18 protein-coding genes are annotated in these 19,650 nt (G+C 69.7%); 5 read left to right on the forward strand and 13 right to left on the reverse strand.

Annotation, left to right across the window (positions count from 1 at the left end; translation table 11 throughout):
• Window positions 1–48: 48 nt before the first annotated feature.
• From OG588_RS33715 to OG588_RS33730, 4 genes are all read right to left on the reverse strand, one after another.
• Window positions 49–1,113, reverse strand: a complete 1,065-nt coding sequence (locus OG588_RS33715; RefSeq protein WP_405950536.1) for an NlpC/P60 family protein — start codon at window positions 1,111–1,113, stop codon at window positions 49–51.
• A 103-nt stretch (window positions 1,114–1,216) separates the two neighbouring features.
• Window positions 1,217–1,531 carry a hypothetical protein gene (locus OG588_RS33720; protein WP_405950537.1) on the reverse strand — a complete coding sequence of 105 codons (315 nt, stop codon included), beginning with the start codon at window positions 1,529–1,531 and terminating at the stop codon, window positions 1,217–1,219.
• Window positions 1,532–1,541: 10 nt separating this feature from the next.
• Window positions 1,542–2,189, reverse strand: a complete 648-nt coding sequence (locus OG588_RS33725; RefSeq protein ID WP_398852604.1) for a TetR/AcrR family transcriptional regulator — start codon at window positions 2,187–2,189, stop codon at window positions 1,542–1,544.
• Window positions 2,190–2,330: 141 nt separating this feature from the next.
• The gene (locus OG588_RS33730; protein ID WP_405950538.1) at window positions 2,331–3,269 is read right to left on the reverse strand and encodes a diiron oxygenase; all 939 of its coding nucleotides are present in this window, start codon (window positions 3,267–3,269) and stop codon (window positions 2,331–2,333) included.
• A 154-nt stretch (window positions 3,270–3,423) separates the two neighbouring features.
• Between OG588_RS33730 and OG588_RS33735 the strand changes: the two genes are divergently transcribed.
• Window positions 3,424–4,329, forward strand: a complete 906-nt coding sequence (locus OG588_RS33735; RefSeq protein ID WP_405950539.1) for a hypothetical protein — start codon at window positions 3,424–3,426, stop codon at window positions 4,327–4,329.
• Between the two features lie 88 nt (window positions 4,330–4,417).
• Here the strand turns inward: OG588_RS33735 and OG588_RS33740 are convergent, their stop codons facing one another.
• The 6 genes from OG588_RS33740 to OG588_RS33765 form a co-directional block, all read right to left on the reverse strand.
• Entirely contained in the window at window positions 4,418–5,875 is a 1,458-nt protein-coding gene (locus tag OG588_RS33740) for a penicillin-binding transpeptidase domain-containing protein (RefSeq protein ID WP_405953275.1), read from the reverse strand.
• An 8-nt stretch (window positions 5,876–5,883) separates the two neighbouring features.
• Window positions 5,884–7,242, reverse strand: a complete 1,359-nt coding sequence (locus tag OG588_RS33745; RefSeq protein ID WP_266862203.1) for an FtsW/RodA/SpoVE family cell cycle protein — start codon at window positions 7,240–7,242, stop codon at window positions 5,884–5,886.
• Window positions 7,243–7,303: 61 nt separating this feature from the next.
• Window positions 7,304–7,768 carry an SH3 domain-containing protein gene (locus tag OG588_RS33750; protein ID WP_405950540.1) on the reverse strand — a complete coding sequence of 155 codons (465 nt, stop codon included), beginning with the start codon at window positions 7,766–7,768 and terminating at the stop codon, window positions 7,304–7,306.
• Window positions 7,769–8,002: 234 nt separating this feature from the next.
• Window positions 8,003–9,250 (reverse strand): ATP-binding protein, encoded by a 1,248-nt coding sequence (locus tag OG588_RS33755; protein WP_405950541.1) that lies wholly within the window; start codon window positions 9,248–9,250, stop codon window positions 8,003–8,005.
• Window positions 9,247–9,975 (reverse strand): hypothetical protein, encoded by a 729-nt coding sequence (locus OG588_RS33760; RefSeq protein WP_405950542.1) that lies wholly within the window; start codon window positions 9,973–9,975, stop codon window positions 9,247–9,249. Before OG588_RS33760 ends, OG588_RS33755 begins: the two co-directional genes overlap by 4 nt.
• A gap of 135 nt (window positions 9,976–10,110) precedes the next feature.
• Window positions 10,111–10,617: a dual specificity protein phosphatase family protein gene (locus OG588_RS33765; RefSeq protein ID WP_327401311.1), complete on the reverse strand. Its 507-nt coding sequence runs from the start codon at window positions 10,615–10,617 to the stop codon at window positions 10,111–10,113.
• 96 nt (window positions 10,618–10,713) lie between these two features.
• On the opposite strand from OG588_RS33765, the gene OG588_RS33770 reads away from it, so the two are divergent.
• Window positions 10,714–11,517 carry a nuclease-related domain-containing protein gene (locus tag OG588_RS33770; RefSeq protein ID WP_405950543.1) on the forward strand — a complete coding sequence of 268 codons (804 nt, stop codon included), beginning with the start codon at window positions 10,714–10,716 and terminating at the stop codon, window positions 11,515–11,517.
• A 25-nt stretch (window positions 11,518–11,542) separates the two neighbouring features.
• Here the strand turns inward: OG588_RS33770 and ligD are convergent, their stop codons facing one another.
• Window positions 11,543–12,424 carry a non-homologous end-joining DNA ligase gene (ligD, locus tag OG588_RS33775; protein ID WP_405950544.1) on the reverse strand — a complete coding sequence of 294 codons (882 nt, stop codon included), beginning with the start codon at window positions 12,422–12,424 and terminating at the stop codon, window positions 11,543–11,545.
• 123 nt (window positions 12,425–12,547) lie between these two features.
• Here ligD and OG588_RS33780 point away from each other — a divergent pair, with 123 nt between their 5' ends.
• Window positions 12,548–13,690: a Ku protein gene (locus tag OG588_RS33780; protein WP_405950545.1), complete on the forward strand. Its 1,143-nt coding sequence runs from the start codon at window positions 12,548–12,550 to the stop codon at window positions 13,688–13,690.
• A 213-nt stretch (window positions 13,691–13,903) separates the two neighbouring features.
• Here the strand turns inward: OG588_RS33780 and OG588_RS33785 are convergent, their stop codons facing one another.
• Window positions 13,904–14,386 (reverse strand): peptidoglycan-binding protein, encoded by a 483-nt coding sequence (locus tag OG588_RS33785; protein WP_405950546.1) that lies wholly within the window; start codon window positions 14,384–14,386, stop codon window positions 13,904–13,906.
• A gap of 366 nt (window positions 14,387–14,752) precedes the next feature.
• Here OG588_RS33785 and OG588_RS33790 point away from each other — a divergent pair, with 366 nt between their 5' ends.
• Window positions 14,753–15,439: a response regulator transcription factor gene (locus tag OG588_RS33790; RefSeq protein ID WP_405950547.1), complete on the forward strand. Its 687-nt coding sequence runs from the start codon at window positions 14,753–14,755 to the stop codon at window positions 15,437–15,439.
• The gene (locus OG588_RS33795) at window positions 15,436–16,857 is read left to right on the forward strand and encodes a sensor histidine kinase (protein ID WP_405950548.1); all 1,422 of its coding nucleotides are present in this window, start codon (window positions 15,436–15,438) and stop codon (window positions 16,855–16,857) included. Before OG588_RS33790 ends, OG588_RS33795 begins: the two co-directional genes overlap by 4 nt.
• 623 nt (window positions 16,858–17,480) lie before the next feature.
• Here OG588_RS33795 and OG588_RS33800 read toward each other — a convergent pair.
• Window positions 17,481–19,355, reverse strand: a complete 1,875-nt coding sequence (locus OG588_RS33800; RefSeq protein ID WP_405950549.1) for a beta-ketoacyl-[acyl-carrier-protein] synthase family protein — start codon at window positions 19,353–19,355, stop codon at window positions 17,481–17,483.
• Between the last annotated feature and the right edge of the window lie 295 nt (window positions 19,356–19,650).

Below are 19,650 nucleotides of genomic sequence, written 5' to 3' on the forward strand. Positions count from 1 at the left end.
GAGTTCGTTGTGGCTGGTCGCGCCCACGCGGCGGAGCCGCATAATGTCTCAGCCCCGCGCCCCTTCAGGGCGACTGTCTGGACGTACTGCTCCAAGGATCGGGTAGGACGCGATGGGCGACACCTGGACCTTCTCGCCTGTGCGGGGTGCTTGCACCACCTGGCCCGCGCCCAGGTACAGCGCCACGTGGGTCGCCTTGGGGAAGTAGATGACCAGGTCACCTGGGCGGAGTTCGTTCAGCGGGACTCTCGGCAGCTCGGCCCACTGTTCCTCGCTCGTCCTTGGGATCGGGGTGCCCGCGTGGCCCCACGCCTCCGATGTCAGGCCCGAGCAGTCGTACGTCTTCGGGCCCTCCGCGCCCCACTCGTAGGGCTTGCCGATCTGCTGTACCGCGTAGCGCAGTGCCCGGTCGCCCTCCCGTGAGGGCTCGCGGTTGTCGTCGCCGAGGGCGCCTGAAGTGACCAGTTTCTGCTGGGACTTGTCGATGTCGGTCTTCTCGAAGGCGGCCAGGGCGGTGAGTTGGTCGGGGGTGAGGGAGGTCAGGAGCCTCTCTACGTCGGCGAGGCGTTTGCGGACGTCGTCCTGGTCCTTCTTCTGGCGGGCGGCCAGGGTGAGTTGGGTGTCCAGGGCCTTGCGGGCCTCGCGGGCCAGGCTGTCGCTCTTCTTCTCGCTGCCGACCAGTCGGCCCACCGTCTCGGCGCGCTCCCGCGCCAACTGGCCGATGACATGGCCCTCGTCTAGCGCGTGTTGGGGATCGCGGGCGAGGAGGAGGCGGACGTAGGGGGAGATGGCGGTGCTGTTCTGGTACTGCTGGCGGGCCAGTCGGCCGGCGGCGCCCTGGCTGTCGTGGAGGGAGAGGCGGGCGCGGGACAGTGCGGAGTCGAGGCGGTCCACCTCGGCGCGCTGCTTCTTCAGCTTCTCCTCGGTGGCGTTGTACGTCTCCGTGGCCTGTTCGGCGTCGCGGTAGAGGGTCTGAAGGTCCGTCAGGAGTTCGGCGACGGGGCGTTGTCCGGGTGCCTGTGGTTCGGGTACGGCCGCGGCGGGCAGCGGGGCCAGGACGGTGCCGGCCGCCACCGTTGCCGTACAGACCAGGCGCAGAAGCCTTCCTGACACGTCATCACCTCCGGTGCGCGGCGGGCCTTCCGCCCCGCACCGTGAGCATCAGTCGGGGGCGGCGGGTCCGCGCGCGGGGTGTGCGCGGTTCGGCGTAACCCCGTCACCCGCGGGTGTCGTCCGGCTTGCCGCCCGGCGTGGCGTCTGGTGCGGGGTCCGGCTTCGACCACGGCCACTTGAGTGCGCCGCTTCTCTTCCCCTGTGGGTCGTACTCGTACTTCCAGCCCTTGGGGAGGCCGAGCCGTTTGCTGTGACCCCGCGGCACCCGGCGGTACACGAGGACGGTGGGCGGGCCGCCGGCGTCGTCGGGGACCGGGATGCGGTAGGTCTTCGGCGGGGTTCCGGTCGGGCCGAGCAGGATGGGCAGGGAGCGACCGTCCATCGGGCCGCCCTCGAACGGGGTCTCTTCGCTCTTCACGCCACCAGTGTCAGCCATCCGCCGCGAGGCCCTGGACCAGCGCGGCCGTCTGTGGATCCCGCCGCGCCGTCACCGCCAGCACCGCCCCGAACTGCTCGACCAGCCAGTCCCGCAACTCGTCCAGGGGCGGCTCCTTGCCCTCGTCGAGCCAGATCAGCGAGGCCGCTTCTACGGCCGTGATCCACATCCGTACGGTCATGCGCAGGCGGGGTCCGGGTTCGGCGACGCCGAGATGGCTGAGGATGTGCAGGGCGGCGGCCCGGCGGACGCCGTCCACGATGGCTGTCGTACGGGACGTCTCTACGACGCTGCCGCCCTGGAGCAGTGCGCTGAAACCGGCGTCGTGCTGGTCGACGAAGCCGAGGTAGCGGTCCAGGGCGCGGGCGAGGCGGCGGAGGAGCGGGCCCTCGCGGGGTTCGTCGAAACACTGCTGGAGTTCGTCGGCGGCGGAGCGCAGGGCGGCTTCGTAGAGCTGCTGCTTGCCGCCCGGGAAGTACCGGTACACCAGCGGGCGCGAGACCCCGGCCGCCTCCGCCACGTCGTCGAGGGAGACCTCCTCGGGCGCGCGGTGCGCGAAGAGGGTGAGGGAGGCTTCGAGAAGCTGGCTGCGCCGCTCCTCGACGTTCAGGCGGCGGTAGGCGGGCGCGGCAGGGGGCATGGGTGCAGGGTAGTCGGCGGCTGCGGGCGCGTCGTGGCTGGTCGCGCAGTTCCCCGCGCCCCTTAAGAACACCGGCTGGCCCATGTCTTTTAGGGGCGCGGGGAACTGCGCGACCAGCCCCCACCGGCCGGCACTATGAACTCAAGCCAGCAGCCCGGACGCCTTCCACAACCTCCGCCCCACACCCCGCAGCACACCGATGTCGTCCAAGAAGTCCGTCAGCTTCTTCGACCCGCTCTGCATGACCTCCCGCCGATGCCCACTCGCCCGCACCTGAGCCACCGCCTCCGCCCGATCAAGCCCTACGTTCGTGTAGACCTCGGGGTTGACGAACGCGATCGAGAAGATCCGCGCGAACTCCCCGGAGGTCACCCGGGTGAACTCCTGGGACCAGCGCGGCGCGGTGACCATCTGCCGCCTCAACTCCTCCCGGGCGTACCGCACATGACGCGCCTCCTCGACGACATGGATCCGCGTGACCCCCCGGACCAACGGCTGCACCCGCTCGTCCGGAAACGTCAACCTCTGCATCCAGTCGAGGACTTCCTCCCCGAGCAGCGTCGCCGTGAACGAACCCGGCGTCGTGGACACTGTCTTGAACAACCGCCCCAGGTTCTGATGGGCCCGGCTCACCGGATACCAGGGCGTGTCCCCACGCGAGATCAACCGCGCGAACATCTTCGAGTGCCGGCACTCGTCCTCGATCTCGGTCAGCGCATAGCGCACATGCGCACTGGTCGCCGCCTTGTCGTAGATGTGCCGCACGAGCAGCTGCATCAGGATCAACTCGAACCAGATGCCCAGCGAGGCGAGCGCCGCGGCCTCGTGCTGGGAGAGCAGGATGCGCTGCTCCTCGCCCATCCGTTTCCACAGCGGGGTGTCGTACAGGGACACCAACTCCGGCGGCCAGAACCACTTGCCGTCCTCGAAGGGCGCGGCCCAGTCCAGTTCCTTGTCGGGGTCGAAGGAGTGCTTGGCAGAGGAGGCGAGCAGCCGCTCGGCGACCTGTTCACGGTCCTTGAGCAGGCCGAGCGCGTCACGCAGCCCGTCGATCGCGTCGGCTTCGGTCAGGGTCGTCATGGTTCTCCCACCTCGCGGATCGGCGTGTGTTACCCGGGGTCACATCCTCCGAGGTCTTATGAGACTGCTTGTCAGCAAGCTCGTCAATCCCTCCTGCGGGACTTGTTGTCCGGAGGGGCGTCAGTTCGTTCGCGTGTACGGTCGGGGAGTGTCCATGCCACCACCGCCACAGCAGCCTCCGTATCCCCAACAGCCGTACGGCCAGCCGTCGTACGGTCAGCCGCCGTATGGCCAACAGCCCCAACCGCAACAGCCGTATGCGCAACAGCCCTATGCGCAACAGCCGTACGGCCAGCCGCCCGCCTCGCCGTACGGAGCGCCCTACCCGCAGCAGCCCTACGGTCAGCCTGTTCAGCCCGGGCAGCCGGGTCAGCCGGGTCAGCCCTACGGCTGGGGTGCCCCTCCGCCCGTGTTCCCGCCCCCGAAGAAGCGCAGGGTCGGGCTCGTCCTCGGCGTCGTCGGTGGGGCGTTCGGTGTCGGTGTGGCGACCATCGTGGCCATCGTGCTGATCGGCCAGAACGTCGACAGCGGCTTTCCCGAGGCCGACTACGCGCTGACGTTGCCCAAGACGCTGGTCGACGGCCGTTTCGAACTCGCCTCCGACCTCTCCGACACCGAGGGGCAGAAGATCGAGGAGGAGGCCGACGGCGCCTGGGACGCGAGGGACACCGTCGGTGTGGTCGGCACGTACGGCCTGAACGGTGATACGAGCAAGGGCACGCTGGCGCTCTCGGGGATGTACGGCCGGTTCAAGAACACGGACGAGGCCCGCGTCAGCATGCTGAAGGGCGCCGGCGAGGCCACCGGGGTGACCGTGGCCGTACCGCGGAAGGACTTCGCCGAAGGGGGTGTCACCATCTCCTGCGAGGTGCTCAGCCAGCAGAAGTCCGGGCTCACGCTCACCTATCCGACGTGCTCCTGGGCCGACGGCAACACCGCGGCTGCCGTCGCCTGGATGACCGCGAAGACCATCACCCAGGACCCCGAGGACGTGGACCTGGCACTCTCCGCGAGGATGACCCTCCAGGTCCGCTCGGAGACCCGCAAGGCCATCCACTGACGGACCCGCTCACCCCGCCGGAGCCGTGGGGCAGTGGCCGGCCGACACCCACCACAGGGCAGCCACCGCCTCCCGCCGCACCGAACGCTCACGAACCGAGCACCGCCTCCATCACCGCCTTCGCGATCGGCGCCGCGTCGCCGCCCCCGCTGATGTCCGACCGGTCCGCCGACGCGTCCTCCACCACCACCGCGACCGCCACCTTCGGCTCGATGTCCCGCTCGCCCTGCGCCCAGGACACGAACCAGGCATACGGCGTACCGGAGTTGCCGATGCCGTGCTGCGCGGTGCCGGTCTTGCCGCCGACGGTCGCACCGGGGATCGCCGCGTTCGTGCCGGTGCCCTCGGTGACGACGTCCTCCATAAGTTCCTTCATCTGTACGGCTGTTGCCGGGTGCATCGCCTGGCGGACGGGGCGTGAACCCGCCGTCGACACCGTCTCGCCGCCCCGCCGCGTCGTCCGTTCCACCAGATACGGCTCCCGCACCTGCCCGCCGTTGGCGACCGCCGCCGCGACCATCGCCATCTGCAACGGCGTGGCCCGCGTGTTGTACTGCCCGATCGACGACAGCGCCAACTGGGCTTTGTCCAACGTCGTGTCGAAGGTGCTGGGGGAGACCGAGAACGGGATCTTCACGTCGGCGTCGTTGAAGCCGAACGCCTCCGCCGTGGTGCTCATGTCCCGCACGCCCACATCCACCCCCAGCTTCGCGAACACCGTGTTGCACGACCACTCGAAGGCCGAGCGCAGCGGCGCGTCCACGCACCCGTCGCCCTCGTTCGTGAGGGTCGTCGAGGTGCCGGGGAGGGTGTACGGGTCGGGGGAGTTGGTCGCCGCGTCCAGGTCCGTCACCACCCCCGCGTCCAGCGCCGCCGCCGCGGTGACCACCTTGAACGTCGAACCCGGCGGATAGGTCTGCCGTACCGCCCGGTTGAGCATCGGCTTGTCCGGGTCGGCGTTCAGGCGGGCCCAACTGCGGTTCGCCGAACGGCCGTTGCCGGACAGGGATCCGGGGTCGTAGGACGGGGTCGAGACGAGGGCGAGGATGCGGCCGGTGGACGGTTCGATCGCGGCGACCGCGCCCGTGCGCGTACCGAGTCCGGCGTACGCCGCCTGCTGTGCGGCCGGGTTGAGGGTGGTGACGACGTTGCCGCCGGGGTTCTGGGCGCGGGTCAGGTCGTTCCACAGGGGGAACGGCGCGAGCATCGAGTCGGTGCCGGAGAGGATGTCGTCCTCGGAGTGCTCCAGGAGCGTCGTGCCGTACTCCTGCGAGGCGAAGCCGGTGACCGGGGCGTACAACGGGCCGTTCCGGTACGTCCGTTCGTAGCGGAGCTGCTCGCCGGAGTCGCGGGAGCCGGTGACCGGTTTCCCGCCGACGAGGATGCCGCCGCGTGGCTGGTCGTAACGGGCGATGGTGTGGCGGCGGTTGGCGATGTTGTCGTCGTAGGCGCGGGACCGGAAGACCTGGACGCGGGTGGCGTTCACCAGCAGGGCCAGCAGGAGCAGGGTGCAGAAGGCCGCGGCGAGGCGGATGTGGCGGGTCATGGAGTCGGTCACGCGGCCACCTCGATGTCGTACTGACGGCGGGCCGAGTCGCTCAGCCGGATCAGCAGGGCGACGATCGCCCAGTTGGTGACGACCGAGGAGCCGCCCTGGGCGAGGAACGGCATCGCCATGCCGGTCAGCGGGATCAGGCCCGTCACCCCGCCCGCGATCACGAAAACCTGGAGCGCCACGATCGAGGCGAGGCCGACCGCGAGCAGCCGCCCGAAGGGGTCGCGCAGCGCAAGCCCCGCCCGGTAGCCGCGCTCCACGAGCAGGCCGTAGAGGATGAAGATCGCGGAGAGGCCGGCCAGGCCCAGTTCCTCGCCCGCTGTCGCCAGGATGAAGTCCGACTTGGCGGCGAAGCCGATGAGGATCGAGTGGCCGAGGCCGAGGCCCGTGCCGAGCATGCCGCCGGCCGCGAACGCGAAGAGGGACTGGGCGAGTTGGTTGGGGCCGTGGCCCGCGTCGATCGACGCGAAGGGGTGCAGCCAGTCGAGGACCCGGCTGTGGACGTGCGGTTCGAGCCGGCCGACCGCGACCGCGCCGAGGGCCGCCAGCAGCAGGCCGACCGCGATCCAGCCGGTGCGGCCGGTGGCGACGTAGAGGAGGGTCACGAACAGGCCGAAGAAGAGGAGCGAGGTGCCCAGATCGCGTTCCAGGATCAGGACGCCCACGCTCAGCAGCCAGATCGCGACGATCGGGCCCAGCACGCGGCCGGTGGGGAGTTGGAGGCGCCAGACGCGGCGGCCCGCGTAGGCGAGCGCGTTGCGGTTGGCCGCGAGGTAAGCGGCGAAGAAGACCGCGAGCAACACCTTCGCGAACTCGCCCGGCTGGATGGAGAATCCGGCGATTCGGATCCAGATCCGGGCGCCGTTCACGGCTGGGAAGAGGACCGGGAGGGTGAGCAGGACGAGGGCTGCGGCCACGCAGACGTACGCGTAGCGCTGAAGGACCCGGTGGTCGCGGAGGGCGACGACCACGACGATGAAGAAGGTCACGCCCAGGGTGGACCAGACGAGTTGGGTGGGGGCGGCCCGGTCGCCGGGGGTCTCCAGGTCGAGCCGGTAGATGAGGACGAGCCCGAGGCCGTTGAGGAGCACCCCGATGGGGAGCAGGAGCGGGTCGGCGTACGGGGCCCGCAGCCGTACCGCGATGTGCGCGAGCAGGGCGAGCACGCCGAGCCCGGCGCCGTAGCCGGCGGCGCCGGGCGGAACCGTGCCGTTCTTGGCGAGACCGACAGCGCAGTAGCCGTACACGGAGAGGAGTACGGCCACGACGATGAGGGTGAGTTCGATGCCACGGCGCCGGGGGAGGCGTACAGCGGGTGTGGGAAGGTCCGCTGTGACGGTGGTTCCGGCGTTGGTCATGTCCGGAACTTACCCAAATGGTGCGGGTTGTGTGCCTTGGGTGGTGCGTGTGTCTCGTCCGTCAGCACCAGCGGGGCGCGGGCCCGATGTTGTCGATGTAGCGCGCCGAGCCCCAGGCCCAGGTGCCGTCCGTGAGGAGGTACCAGAGCGGGTTGCCCTGGACGTTCGAGCCGCCGGTCTTGCAGAAGATCGAGACGTGCTCGCCGCGGTAGGCGTACCGGATGACCCTGCTGCCGCGGTCCGGGCGTGAACGCAGGGCGAGTTGACCGGCCGTGACGACACCGCGGTAGAGGCGCGGGTTGTCGTGGTCGCCGTGGTCGTGGTCGCCCTGGTTGTCGTGGTCACCGCGGCCGCCGAAGTCGTCGTCACCCTGCTGGTTCCACCCACCGTCGTCCTGACGACTGACACCCGGGTCTTCGTCGCCCCACTCGTCATCGGCCACGGCGGGCGCAACGGCAGCGGCGGTCACCAGCGCACCGGCGGCAACCGCTATGCCGATCCGGCGGAGGGAGAGGCTGAGGGACATGGGGGAACCTCCAGGGGTGGGGCGAACCTGACTTATCGCCACATTAGGAGGGGTGGACGGGGGGCGCTCGCCACACTGGTCCACACGAGCACCGGTGGGGGCGGGTCCGATACGAGCGCGGCCCTTTGTCAACGCGGCCCACGCAGGCGCGCCCCCATAGGGGCGCGGGGAACTGCGCGACCAGCCACAGCGGGCCCGCAGTCAACGAACTACCCGCAGCCCCGAGCTCTCCACCTATCCGAGCGTCAACGTCGCAAGCGCCCCACCACCATCCCCGGCGCCCACATTCGAGAACTCCAACCGCGCCCCCAAAACCTCCGCCTGCCCCAACGCGATGGTCAACCCCAGCCCATGCCCCGTAGCCCCACCCTCCGTACGGAACCGCTGCGGCCCATGCTCGACGAGATACTCCGGATACCCGTCCCCGTGATCCCGCACAGCCACCACCGCCCCCTCCACGGTCACCACAACCGGCCCCCGCCCATGCCGATACGCATTGGCGACAAGATTCCCCAGCACCCGCTCAAGCCGCCGCCGATCCGTCTCCACCCACTCGTCCCGCACGACGACGACCTCCGCGTCCGCCCCCGACGCCCGCACCACCCGCTCGGCCACCGCCCCCAACCGCTCCGCGTCCAACTCCACCTTCTCCCGCCGCGTATCGAGCCGGGAGATCTCCAACAGGTCCTCCGTGAGCGTCCGCAACGCGGCCACCCGATCCCGCACCAGCTCCGTCGGCCGCCCCGGAGGCAACAACTCGGCCGCCGCGTGCAACCCGGTCAACGGCGTACGCAACTCGTGCGCCACATCCGCCGTGAACCGCTGCTCGCTCAGCAACTTCCCCTGCAACGAGGACGCCATCGTGTCGAGCGCGGCGGCCACCGCGGCCACCTCGTCCTGCGGCAGGGTCGCGTCCTTCGTACGGGGATCGTCCACCCGCGCGTCCAGGTCACCCGCGCTGATCCGCCGGGCCACCTGCGCCGTCCCGTGCAACCGCCGCGTCACCCGGGTCACCGCGAACGCGCCGACCAGCAGCGTCGCCCCGATCGCCAGCGCCGAGGACCAGACGATCGCCTGGTCGAGTCCGGCGATGGTGTCGGCGCCCTGCGAGTAGTCGACGGCCACGGCGAGCACCCGGTCGCCGGAGGCCGGTCCCGCCGCCCACATCGTGGGGTGCCCCCGGCGCTTGCCGACCATCGTGCCGCGCTCCCCGGCCGCCGCCAACTGCCGTAGCGGCAGGGGCATTTCCTCGGGATCGACGCCGGCGCCGTGCACGAGGGAGTCCCCGGCCTCGTACTGCGTCGTCGCCTCCTTCAGCCGTGACAGCGCGAGGTCGCGGGCCTGGCCGACGGTCCGGTCGGTCACCGAGACATGGACGAGTACGCCGAGCAGGGCGGCCAGCGCGCAGCACATCACGGTGATGAACACGGCGGCCTTGAAGGCGAGGGTCCCGGTCCACCGGGGCAGTGAGAGCCGCGTCACGGCGTCGCCGCGGAGGTGGGCACCGGCGTCGCGCGGCGCACCCCGTGCTTACGGCCGCCCGTGCGCAGGAACTCGTCGTGCGTCAGCAGCATCGCCTTCTGGTCCGCGTCCCAGGTCCACTGCACGCGGTACTCGTACCCCGCGAGCTCGGACGGCGAGCGGATGATCACCGAACGCCCGGCCAGTTCGACCCCGCTCACGGCGTCGTCGTTGGCCATGACCTGCACGAGCCGGTGCTTCTCGACGGTGTAGACGCGCACGGCGGTCATCTTGGTCGGCAGCAGCCGGAACCCGAGCGTGAGGTCGTCGCGTCCGTCGCCGGTGAGGTCGCGGTAGTAGGGCTTGAGAACGGGACAACCGCCACGGTCCCCACCGTTCTTCTTCTCGCAGTCGCCGATCCGCTCGGCGGTCCCCCGATACGGCGCCTTGGAGTCGTCGTAGTCACTCGGGTTCGCGGCGATCTCGGCGCGCACGACGGCGATCGGGTCCACCTCGCGGATGTCGTCGCCGGGGACGGTGACGCCCTTCACGGTCTCCGTGTCCGCCTCGTCGAAGTCGTAGGCGGGGGAGGCGGCGGGCGACAGATCCGGCCAAAGCTTGGCGGGACTGGTCGCCGTCGGGGTCGCCCCCGCGCCTTGCAGCGCGCCGGTGTCGCCGCAGGCCACCGCGGTCGCGAGCAGCAGAGCGACGGCGGCGGTGGTACGGGCGGCACGGGTGGCGCGCACGGGGCGACCGGGGCGACTGAGGGGCACTGCTCTCCTGCGGGGCGCTGGTGTCGGACCCATCCACCCTATTCGTAGGGAAGTCCTTTTTGTTCATATGTGCGGGTGGGTTGAGGGAACGATTACTCGCCCACTCTCCTACTCGGCCAGCTCCTCCAGCAGCCGGGCCGTGGACAGTCCGGTGCGCAGATACGCGACGAACAGTTCGTTGTGCAGCGCCCACGGGGACCGGCGGGAACGGATCAGCCGGATCGCCTCCTCCGTGGAGTACCCGCGGCGGACCAGCGCATGGGCGACGACCAGGCCCGACCTGTTGTAACCGGAGTAGCAGCGGACGAGCACCTTCCGCCCCTCGTCCAGCGCGTCACAGGCGGCGACGGCCAGCCGCATCACGCCGGCCAGCTGCGTCCCGTCCAGCGGCCCGTCCGGAATCGGCCACACATGGTGCTCGACGCCGGTATCAGGCCCGTGCCCGGGCAGCCGTAGCAGCGTCTGTACGAGATCGAACTCGTCCCGCACCACCGCGAACTCCAGTTGCCCCGAGCGGCCCCTGAACTCGTGACCGCCCATCCACAGACCGGGCGTGATCTCGCTCCACGGACTGTCCGGAGCGGGTACGTCGGGTTGCTTCCTGCGCGTCCGCAACGGCGCCTCCCCAAGCCCCAGCGACTGACCCAAAGGTAACCGGGTTCTTGCCCCTTGAGCACCCCGCCTGTTCCCATGGTCGAGGGGTGATGACGCATGAGCGGACTACGCGTCGTACCGACCTGGCGCCATGGTCAGGAACGGCTGTACGTCTGTCACACGGACGGAAGGAACGTCGCCTGGTACGACAGGGAGGCGGCCCGGATCAATCTGCTGAGCGAGGACCGCAGAGAGGACGTCCTGCACGCCCTCGGCCCCTTCCTCACCGGCCCGGTCACGGTGGGCCCGCCACCGGTACCGACCCCGGCGGAACTGGCCCGCCTGACCCTCCACCCCGACGACGACCTGGCCCCCAACCGCCCCGGCGAGGCCCTGCACGTGGCCCTGGACCGCGACCCGGGCCCGCAGCACCGGCTCCGCCCCGATGCCCGCCGCCGCGCTCTGACCGCGGAACAAGCGGTGGGCATGGCCCTGGACGACCTCGACGGCGCGGGCTGGCACACCCTCCACTCCATCCCCCTCCCCGGCGGCGACCGCCTCCACCACCTCCTGATCGGCCCCGGCGGCCTCTTCGCCCTGCACACGCTCCACGCCCGCAAACAACGCGTCCAGATCACCGACCCCATGGTCACCCTGGGCCGCCGAGACCCGCTCCCCCTGCTCCGCCGAGCCCGCTCCGACGCGGCCCGAGCGTCGTACGCGCTGACGGCCGAGGTCTACCCGGTCCTCGCCCTGTCCGGCCCGGCGGACGTCAGGGTGACGACGCCGCTGCGCGAGGTTCGCGTACTCCAGGACACGGAACTGTCCGGACTGGCTAGGACGGGCGGGGTGTTGAAGCCGGCGGATGTGGAGGCGTTGCACGCGATGGCGAGGGATCGGCATACGTGGGGGAGGGTGTGAGTGGCGTATCCCCACGTGACCCTCATCAGGGCAGGGCTCCCGCTTGTCCGGCGTCGAGCAACGGTTCCAGCAGATCGCCGTACTCGAGTAGTCGTAGCTCCAACTCCCTTGCCATGAAGGTGAGTTGATCCGGGTTCCCGCACGTCGACACCTCCTCCCACGTCACCGGTGCCGACACACACTCCGCCGCCCGTGCCCGCAACGTATAGGGCGCGGCCGTGGTCTTCCGCGCGGCGTTCTGACTCCAGTCGACGAACACCTTCCCCGCCCGCAGGCTCCGCGTCATCCGGTGCACGACAAGCCGAGGCAGAGCCGCCTCCGCCTCCATGGCCAACGCCTTCGCGTACTCGACGGCCCGCTCCGAAGACACCGGCGTCACCCCCGCCAGCACATGCAACCCCTTCGCCCCGGACGTCTTGACGTACGCCTCGATCCCGTCCGCCGCGAGCCGCTCCCGCAGCCACACCGCAACCTCGCAGCACTCCACGACGGTCGCGGGCGCCCCCGGATCAAGGTCGAAGACGAGTCGGTCGGCGAGACCGGGCGCCCTGATCACCCACTGCGGCGTATGAAACTCGGTGACGAGATTCGCCGCCCACATCAGGGACGCCAGATCCTGCACGAGCACCATCCGCGCCGGCCCCTCCGACCGGGGCACTTCCGCGGTGGTGACCCAGTCGGGCGTACCCGGCGGCACGTTCTTGGTGAAGAACACCTGCCCCTCGGGCCCGTCCGGGTACCGCAGAAAGGACACCGGCCGGTCGCGCAGATGGGGCAGCAGAACCTCGGCGGTGGTCGCGTAGTAGTGCAGGACCTCGCCCTTGGTGAAGCCGGTCGCCGGGTACAGCACCTTGTCCAGGTTGCTGAGCGCGACCCTTCGCCCCTCCACCTCTGTGATCGGCGTCATACGATGAGAATCCCACGGAAACGTGACGAACCGGACGCGAGCCGGAATCGCGATTCGGAACCGTAAGGCGGAACCGTAAGGCGGAATCGCGAGCCGGAATCGCGAGCCGGAATCGGAAGGCGGGTGCGGCAGGTGCGATCCATATGGAACGGCGCCATATCCTTCGGCCTGGTCAGCATCCCGATCAAGCTGGTGAACGCGACCGAGAGCCACTCCGTCTCCTTCCGCCAGATCCACACCGAGGACGGCGGCCGCATCCGCTACCGCAAGGTCTGCGAACTGGAGGACCGCGAGGTCGCCCAGGCCGAGATCGGCAAGGCGTACGAGGACGCGGACGGCACGATGATCCCGATCACGGACGAGGACCTGGCCCAGCTGCCGATCCCGACCGCGAAGACGATCGAGATCGTGGCGTTCGTCCCGGCCGACCGGATCGACCCGCTCCAGATGGACGCGGCGTACTACCTCTCCGCGAACGGCGTCCCCGCGGCCAAGCCGTACACCCTGCTGCGCGAGGCGCTGAAGCGCAGCCAGAAGGTGGCCATCGCGAAGTACGCGTTGCGGGGCCGCGAACGCCTCGGCATGCTGCGCGTGGTGGACGACGTGATCGCCATGCACGGCCTGCTCTGGCCGGACGAGATCCGCGTCCCCGAGGGCGTCGCCCCCGACACGAACGTCACCGTCCGCGACAAGGAACTCGACCTCGCGGACGCCCTGATGGACACGCTGGGCGAGGTCGACCTCGCGGACCTCCACGACGACTACCGCGAGGCGGTGGAGGAAATGATCACCGCGAAGGCCTCCGGCGAACACCCCGCGACGTCCCCGTCCCCGGCCCCCGGTGCGAAGGTCCTGGACCTGATGGCGGCCCTGGAGAAAAGCGTCCGAGAGGCGAAGGAGTCGCGAGGCGAGGAACCGGACGCCAAGGAGACGGACGGTACGGAAACGGACGGTACGGAAACGAGAGCGAAAGCCGAGGTCAGACGCATCTCACCCCGAGCGACCCCCAAACAGACCCCCGGCAAGAAGTCGACCTCCACGGCAACGAAGAAGACGACAACGACGACGAAGAAGTCCCAGTCCCAGTCCCAGCGCCAGTCCGAGTCCCCGGCATCGGCATCGGCATCGGCATCGGCGTCGGCGTCGGCGTCGGCGTCAGCGAAGAAGTCGACGCGAACGACCAAAAAGACGACGGCGACCAAGTCCACCACGACGGCGAAGAAGACCCCGGCAAAGAAGGCGACTCCCCGCAAGCGAACGGCCTGAGCGTCTTGGATCGGCCCCGGTCCGTGAAGATCGCCGCCCGCGAAGACGGCTCGATACGGACCCGCTTGGCCCAGGAACTCGGCGTACGCCTACCCAACTCCTGTTCCTGCGCGGGACGTTCGCCGATGGCGATGCGGAGATCGAGCATGTTCCGCCGGGCCCCGATCATGGAAAGCGGCGGGGCCCAGCGGGTCGACCAGGTTGGTCATCGGCCTACGGACGCGGGGCGCACCAACCCGTGTGACTGCCGCCTTGGCCATTGGAGTAGTCGTACAGCTGGAAGTAGAAGTACGAGCTGGTGATGGGACCGAAACGGCCGTCCACCGTCAGCACCTTGCGGCCGTAGCTCTGGTTGATCTTCGTCTGGGCGTTCTTCACCGCCTGCTCGGTGTTGCCCCCGAAGTCCCTGTCCTCAACGATGCCCTGGCTGTAGCAGGCGTTCAGGCTCTCCTGCACGACCAGCACGGCGAGGTTGTTGTCCCCCCGGACCACGACGCAGTTGAAGTTTCCTGCGCCCGCCGACGGCACATGGATCTTCAGGTCGGGAGCTATCACGACGTTGGTGAAGCCGGTGCAATGGACCTCGGCGGCCGCTGCCTTGGGCGCAACCGGCGCCGCGGACGCGGTGGGCGCGAGCACCAGACAGCCGGCGGCGGAGACGAGCGCGAGCGTGCCCGCGGCGATGGCCTTCCTCATGTTTCCCCCATGAACGGACTGGATGTTGCGTGACCGGCGAGAAGAGGACGCGACACGGCCTCTCGGCGTCGGCACGGGTAAGAACTTCGATGGCATGGATGACCTTCCAGACTCTCGGCGATTCTTGAGTGCTGAGTGCTGAGTGCTGAGTGCTGAGTGCTGAGTGCTGCGGGCTTGAGGCTGTGGCGGTCCGGGGATGAGGAGAGCAGGAACCAGGCCACACAGACCCCTGCCGGGATCCCCCCGGAAGCCGATCCCGGCAGGAGCCTGCGGGACGCAACGATGGCAGGACGGCGCTGAGAGGAACCTGAAGGTTCCTGAGGACTCTTCAGGTTCCTCTCAGCGCCCGGCGGCCATGCTGAGGGCATGCGGATACTGGTGGTGGAGGACGACCGGCGGTTGGCGGATCTGCTGCGCCGGGGCCTGGTCGGCGAGGGGTACGCCGTCGACGTCGGGCACGACGGACGCCGTGGTCTGGAGCTCGCGCTGGAGAACCCCTACGACGCGGTGGTACTGGACGTGATGTTGCCGTACGTGAACGGCTACCGGCTGTGTGCCCGGCTGCGGGAAGCGGGGCAGTGGGTGCCGGTGCTGATGCTGACGGCCAAGGACGGCGAGTACGACCAGGCCGAAGGGCTGGACACCGGCGCGGACGACTACGTGACCAAGCCGTTCTCGTTCATCGCGCTGGCCGCCCGATTACGGGCCCTGATCCGCCGGGGCCGCCCGGAGCGACCGACGGTTCTGCATGTCGGGGACCTCGAGGTCGACCCGGCCTCCCGACGATGCCGTCGCGGGACGGTGCCCGTCGTACTGACGGCCCGTGAGTTCGCTGTACTGGAGTACCTGGCCCAGCGAGCCGACGAGACCATCTCCAAGACCGAGATCCTCCAGCATGTGTGGGACGAGCATTTCGACGGCGACGTCAACATCGTCGAGGTCTACGTCAGCGCCCTGCGCCGCAAGATCGACGCACCGTTCGGTCGGCACACCATCCGTACCGTCCGCGGCGCCGGCTACCGCCTCGACCCGGCATACCGGGGCCGACCGTGACCTGGGTCGGTGCACGACAGCTGCTGCGTCGTATGCGACCGGGCACCATCCGTATGCGACTGGCTCTCCTGGCCGCCGTCATCACCCTCGTCCCGCTCACCGCGGCCGCGATACCCATCGCGCGCACGGAGCGGACTGCCCAGATGCAGAACGCCGATCGCAAGGCAGCCGAGATGAGCTGGGCCATCGACACGATGATCAGCGGTCTCCACGGCAGAAACCCACCTGACTGCACTCGGTCCTTCCAGCCGGCACACGAGTCCCCGGACAAGGACGTCAGTCTGTGCCGACCTACCCAGAAGACGAGGGAGAGTTCGGGGAACCTGTCACTGATTCCGTGGACCGACCCGGTTCGCGGGCCCATACCAATCCGCCAGATCATCTACCGCAAATATGTGCACGCAGGCGTCGACGACATCGCTGTCACACAGTCTCTTGAGGCAGAGCAGACCCGTTTGAACACGATCGTCTGGTTCCTCATCGGCGCCATGGTGGGCATGACGCTGGTGGTGTCGGGCACGACATGGTTCGCCGCCGGCCGGGTACTGCGCCCGGTCGAGGCCATCCGCGCCGATTTCGCCGACCTGAGCGCACACCATCTCGATCGACGTGTCCCAGTTCCTCGCACCGGCAACGAGATCGCCCGCCTGGCCATCACCATGAACTCCACGCTCGACCGCCTGCAAGGAGCCGTCGAACAGCAGCGTCAGTTCACCGCCGACGCCTCCCACGAACTACGCACCCCCCTCGCCTGCCTGCGCACCGAACTCGAACTCGCCCTCCACCACCCCCACACCGCCGACTGGCCCCGCGTCGTCCGCGCCGCACACGACGACACCCTGCGCCTCCAAACCCTCACCACCGACCTGCTGCTCCTCGCCCGGCTCGACGCCGGACCCACCGACCAACCCCCAGGCCCAACCATCGACCTGACCGATCTGGTCCGGGACGAGACGAGCCGACGGACGCCGCCACCCCACCTCACCCTGACCGTCCACGTCGGTCCCGAGCCGATCACCGTGAACGGCCAACAGGCCCTCCTGGCCCGTGTGCTCGGCAACCTCCTCGACAACGCCGAACGCCACGCCGCCGGCACCATCACGGTTCGTCTCGCCTACGACACCGAGCACCGGCAGGCCGTCCTCGAGGTTCTCGACGACGGCCTGGGCATTCCCTCGGAAGACCACCAGAGGATCTTCGAACGCTTCAGCCGCCTCGACGACGCACGCACCCGCGACGGCGGCGGCGCAGGACTCGGCCTCGCCATCGCCGCACGCATCGCCACCACACACCACGGCACACTCACCATCGTCCCAAGCTCCCAGGGCGCCCACTTCCTCCTGCGCCTCCCCACAAGCACCCCGCCGCAAGACCCACTGACCACAGCGGCTTTTTCCAGCCCCACCGAGGCGACCTGAATCGGCCCTGCCCGTGACTGGCTCGGACGGCCAAGTGGGTCCGTATCAAGCCGTCTTCCCGGGCAGCGACCTTCACAGACCGGGGCCGATTCGAGACGCCTCGACGGCCCCAGATCGCGTCGCCGCAGCCATGTGAAGAGACCTCTGGCGAAGACCCCGGCGAAGAGAGCAACTCCCCGCAGGCGATCGGCTTGAGCCGCAGTCCTCCCGGCGATTTCGGCGCAGTGCTACCCCGCCCGCCGTCACCGCCACGAGGTCCACCGCGCCCGCGAAGAGACCTCTGGCGAAGACCCCGGCGAAGAGACCGACTCCCCGCAGAAGAGAGCAACTCCCCGCAAACGAACGGCCCGAGCCACAGTCCCCTTCCCGGTCCCCGCGCAGCGCCACCCACCCACTCAGCCACCCACCCACCGCCACCACGACCACCACCTCGCCCAGCTCACCGCGCCCGCGAAGAAACCGCCAACGACCCCGGCAACGACCCCGGCAACGACCCCGGCAACGACCCCGGCAATGACCTCGGCAATGACCTCGGCAATGACCTCGGCAATGACCTCGGAAAGCCCCCCCCGCGAGCAACCAGCCCGAGCCGCCCCCTCTCCCCGCCCCGCCCCCGCCCCGCGCTACCCCACCCGCCGCAACGCCAACACCGCGTTATGCCCCCCGAAACCAAACGAGTTACTCAACGCGAGATCCCCCACCCCCGGCACACCCGCACGCACACCCGCAGACACACCCCCGAGCCCACCCCCAGGCAACTCCCGCGCCACCCCCATCACCACATCCAGCCCGATCGCATCATCCAGCTCACTCCCCGCCCCCACAGTCGGCGGCACCACCCCGTGATGCAACGTCAGCACCGTCGCCACCGCCTCAACCCCACCCGCAGCCCCCTGCAGATGCCCGAGATTCCCCTTGAGCGCGGTAACAGGAACGTTTCTGCGACCGAACACCGCCCGCAATGCCCCCGCCTCGGCGAGATCCCCCTCCACCGTCGCCGTCGCATGCGCGTTCACATGGACGACGTCCGCGACATACCCGCCCGCGTCCCGCACCGCCCGCCGCACGGCGAGCGCGACCCCGGCGCCCGACGGATCCGGCGCCGCCATGTGATGCGCGTCGGCGGACAGTCCCCACCCCGCCGCCTCGCAGTAGATCCGCGCCCCACGCGCGCGTGCGTGTTCCTCGGCCTCCAGGACGAGCACCCCCGCGCCCTCCCCGTTCACGAACCCGTCCCGGTCCTTCGCGAACGGCCGTGACGGTGACGAACCGTCCGCCAACCCCCGCGTGGACAACGCCCGCATCGCCGCGAACGACGCCATGATCGCCGGCGTGACGACCGCCTCGGCCCCACCCGCGAGGGCGATGTCGACCCGGCCGTACCGTATGCGGTCGATGGCCGCCCCGATCGCCTCCGTGCCGGAGGCACACGCCGCGGTGACTGTGCGGGCCTCGCCGGTGATGTGCAGGTCGAGGGAGACCTGGGACGCGGCCTGCGACGGAACGGTCATGGGCGTGGTGAGCGGCGAGACGCCGCGCGGCCCCTTGTCCCGCAGCTTGCGGTCGCCGCCGACGAGCACGGACGCGTCCCCGAGAATCGCGCCGAGACTGACCCCGACCCGTTCCGGATCGAGCCCGCTCTCGCGCGTGCCGCCCGCCACGAAACCGGCGTCGCCCCACGCCTCCCGCGCGGCCAGCACCGCGAACTGCGCGGCCCGGTTCATCCGCCGCGCCGCCTGACGCGGCAGCAGCTCCATCGGATCGACGGGCACGGTCCCGGCCACCCGCACGGGCAGCTCCGCGAACTCCTCCCCGTCCAGTTCCCGTATCCCGTGCCGCCCGTCGAGCAGCCCCCGCCACAACTCGTCGACCCCGACCCCGAGCGGCGTAACGGCCCCCAGCCCGGTGACCACCACCCGCCGCGGCCCTCCCACGGCCGCCACCACCCGCTCCGGCCGCGGATGATGCCGTACGACGAACTCGCCACCGGAACCGGAACCGGCACCCGAGGTCTCCGCACCAGCCCCCGGCGTCTCCGCACCACCCCACCCCCGAACCTCCGCATCGCTCAAGACGTCATCCCCCGACCCCCCGTCCAGATCCCGATGCCACACCCCCCACCGCCGCACGTACGACACCTCGTCCGCCCCCGGATCCACCACCCGCAACGAACTCACCCGGTCGCCCTCCCGGAACTCGACGGACGCGAGGTCATCGGAGACGAGTCGCGGCACTGACCCCACATCCAGTCGCCGGCACCCGCTGATCACCCGGCGGTCGCGGCCGAGCACCTCGTCGTGGTCCGTTCCGCCGAGCGGTGGCCGCAGGGTGACGCGGATCGTCTCGGGCGTCTCGGGGAGGGTGTGGGTGACGACGTACCAGCAGGCGCGTTCGGCGTCGTCCGGGGTCAGGGCGATCAGGTCGCCCGGGATGACCTCGGCGGCGGTCACCGGGTGGGGCGCGAAGGGGACTTGCGACGAATCGGATGAATTGGACATATCGATACACGCTTCCTGGGGACGGAACAGGCTTATGCCCTACGGCAAACCATCCCGAGTGAACTGGATCAAATCGGAAAAAGCGACGGTTGAACGATGAACCTGTTGCGCCCCGGGAGCTTTCAAGGTCCGCTGAAATGGGGCGAGTTGTCCAGTTGATCGCCGGGGTTATGTGTGGAACATCACTTTCGTGGCCGTCGCAGCCGCCCCCGCGCTCACTTGTTCCCTGGATTTAACGCGAGACCCTCTGGCAACTCCCTTTCTACGCGCGTAACTTGAGCCGACTCCCCACAGG

The organism is Streptomyces prunicolor (genome assembly GCF_045162825.1).
Taxonomy (GTDB): domain Bacteria; phylum Actinomycetota; class Actinomycetes; order Streptomycetales; family Streptomycetaceae; genus Streptomyces; species Streptomyces prunicolor.

Coding starts and splice junctions, on each gene's coding strand:
- OG588_RS33785 (WP_405950546.1), bottom strand. CDS start 14,386: ATGAGGAAGGCCATCGCCGCGGGCACGCTCGCGCTCGTCTCCGCCGCC.
- OG588_RS33730 (WP_405950538.1), bottom strand. CDS start 3,269: ATGACGACCCTGACCGAAGCCGACGCGATCGACGGGCTGCGTGACGCG.
- OG588_RS33770 (WP_405950543.1), top strand. CDS start 10,714: ATGAGCGGACTACGCGTCGTACCGACCTGGCGCCATGGTCAGGAACGG.
- OG588_RS33740 (WP_405953275.1), bottom strand. CDS start 5,875: ATGACCCGCCACATCCGCCTCGCCGCGGCCTTCTGCACCCTGCTCCTG.
- OG588_RS33790 (WP_405950547.1), top strand. CDS start 14,753: ATGCGGATACTGGTGGTGGAGGACGACCGGCGGTTGGCGGATCTGCTG.
- OG588_RS33745 (WP_266862203.1), bottom strand. CDS start 7,242: ATGACCAACGCCGGAACCACCGTCACAGCGGACCTTCCCACACCCGCT.
- OG588_RS33750 (WP_405950540.1), bottom strand. CDS start 7,768: ATGTCCCTCAGCCTCTCCCTCCGCCGGATCGGCATAGCGGTTGCCGCC.
- ligD (WP_405950544.1), bottom strand. CDS start 12,424: ATGACGCCGATCACAGAGGTGGAGGGGCGAAGGGTCGCGCTCAGCAAC.
- OG588_RS33735 (WP_405950539.1), top strand. CDS start 3,424: ATGCCACCACCGCCACAGCAGCCTCCGTATCCCCAACAGCCGTACGGC.
- OG588_RS33800 (WP_405950549.1), bottom strand. CDS start 19,355: ATGTCCAATTCATCCGATTCGTCGCAAGTCCCCTTCGCGCCCCACCCG.
- OG588_RS33725 (WP_398852604.1), bottom strand. CDS start 2,189: ATGCCCCCTGCCGCGCCCGCCTACCGCCGCCTGAACGTCGAGGAGCGG.